The 2,091-nt window shown below is 21.2% G+C and carries 3 protein-coding genes; all 3 read left to right on the plus strand.

The genetic code is table 11. From position 1 onward, the window contains the following. Positions 1 to 372: hypothetical protein (locus HMPREF3181_RS04775; RefSeq protein WP_231723268.1), on the plus strand; the 372-nt coding region annotated here is incomplete at its 5' end. 750 nt (positions 373 to 1,122) lie between these two features. Continuing rightward, positions 1,123 to 1,377: a hypothetical protein gene (locus tag HMPREF3181_RS07970; protein ID WP_156435993.1), complete on the plus strand. Its 255-nt coding sequence runs from the start codon at positions 1,123 to 1,125 to the stop codon at positions 1,375 to 1,377. A gap of 174 nt (positions 1,378 to 1,551) precedes the next feature. After that, on the plus strand, positions 1,552 to 2,076 hold the full coding sequence (locus HMPREF3181_RS04780; RefSeq protein ID WP_068473780.1) for a hypothetical protein: 525 nt from the start codon (positions 1,552 to 1,554) through the stop codon (positions 2,074 to 2,076). Positions 2,077 to 2,091 lie beyond the last annotated feature (15 nt).

A 2,091-nucleotide genomic window follows, 5' to 3' on the forward strand; every position in this document is an offset into this window, starting at 1 on the left:
TTTACTATGAAAAAGAAATTCATAGCACTATTATTAGTTGTATCTAGCATCGCTGTAAGTACAAATTTAACTTCAGCCAACGAAGTCAATCTAGTCAAAGAAGAAACTGTTGTAGAAAAAGAAAACAAAGAACCAGTAATTGTGTTGAGAAGAGAATCCGATTGGGGTGAAGAAAATTATGGAAATTGGAAAGAAATAGCAAAACACCCTGAAAATTACAAAAAAGTAACAGCTTGTATGTTAAAAAAAATGGCACTTTTGGGAATAGACTTTTCTGTTCAAGAAGTGTTAGGAATGTTAGCTACAGGTTCAGCAATATATTATTTAGGAATTAAAGCTGTTATAGCTTTAGGCTCATGCTTATTTGGGTAAATTAATATGGACTATTTAATTTTAAAAAGAATATGTATTATCTGTATAACATTATTTCTAGCATTTATAATCAGAAAAAAAAATAATATTAAAAATATCTATATTAAATACTTAATTTTTTCAATATTTTGTTTTACAATTAATTATTTTGGTAAATTTATGACTTTAAAATCATTAATTATATATTATATATACTCTACCGTTCTGTTTTTCGCTGTTAGATATATATGTGAAAAGTCAAGTAAAAATGAAAAGAATAAAGAAGATAATTAAAACTTTTAATACTATATTAGTTTGCTTTTTATTTTTATTTTGTATTTCAAGTTGTAAAAATCACGAAACACAAAATACTCAACAAAATCAAAAAGAAAATTTATATATACAAAAAATATCTGTAAACAAGTTAATAGAAATAATTGATACTTTTTATCGATTATTTGTATTATTAGAAAAAATTATATTTTTATAATACAAATATCAAAAAAATATTTACTAATATCGTTTTATATGTTACAATTCCATTGTAAGAAATTTTATTAACTAATTTTTCTTATAATATTTTATTTTTTGGAGGTTTACTATGAAAAAGAAATTCATAGCACTATTGTTAATTGCATCAACTTTTGCTACAAGTTCAAGCTTAATCTTAGCAAAAGAGACAAATTTAATCAAATAAGAAATCGTTTTAGAAAAAAATAAGCAAAAACATATTGTTATGCTTAGAGAATCTGATTGGGGTGATGATTAATTATGGATATAGAATTTTTAAAAAACTTTATACTACCAAAATTAAGTATAATTTACATCATTGTTATGTTATTATTAATCAGAAAATTTAAGCTGATAACAAATCCTATTAAAATTATAATAGCGTCAAGTTCAATGGTGTTTGTATTTAATTATTTTGTATTGTGTAATAGTTTAAAATACTCTTTGATAGAAACTTTATGTCTAACACTTATTGCAAATATTCCTTTTTCTAAAAATACATTTAAGAGCAAGTAATAAAATGAAAAAATATAATTTAAAAAAATTTTTATACCTAACTTAATTTTACAAATGTACAAAAGGAAAATAAATTTAAAAAATTTTAAAATATACAACGTTTTATGTTGACATTAAACCATTTTTTTGATACACTTTATTAAACTAAATAAATTTAGTTAGGAGGGTTTTATTATGAAAAGTCCATTCAAAAGGATATTCTTGTTTTCTATTTTAATTCTATGTTCTTGTAGTAGTATAAAAAATGATAAAACATTTGTATCTGACAAAAATTTAAATGAAACTGGATTTTATATTATAAGTAATCCGGTTCCAAAAAAAGTGGTAGATTATGCAAAAGATTTGTTTACTAAAGAAAATCTTGATACAATAAAAAAAGACAATACTAGCGATTTAATATTATCTGAACCTTATTCTATAAAAGAAAAACATTTTTCGTTTTTAATTTTACAAAATGGAAAAAGTATTGGAAAAATTTTAATTATTAAAAAAGAAAATAAATTGACATACCAAATTTCACGAGGATATTTTGATGACGAATTAAATAATATGTTATTAAAAAATGGTATATATGAATTAAGTTTTGAAAAAGAAGAAGAATGGGAACGTTCAAAACCAATATTTAAAAAACACGATACAATTCCAAAAAATAAAATTATATATAATATAAAAAATTCAATAAAAAAAATAAAAAATTAGTTTTAAAACAAAAAA

The sequence above is a fragment of the Parvimonas sp. KA00067 genome (assembly GCF_001553085.1).
In the GTDB taxonomy this organism is placed as follows: Bacteria; Bacillota; Clostridia; order Tissierellales; family Peptoniphilaceae; genus Parvimonas; species Parvimonas parva.

What these genes read in the sequence shown, in the direction of transcription:
- HMPREF3181_RS04780 (WP_068473780.1), top strand. Translation starts at nt 1,552, where the DNA reads ATGAAAAGTCCATTCAAAAGGATATTCTTGTTTTCTATTTTAATTCTA.
- HMPREF3181_RS07970 (WP_156435993.1), top strand. Translation starts at nt 1,123, where the DNA reads ATGGATATAGAATTTTTAAAAAACTTTATACTACCAAAATTAAGTATA.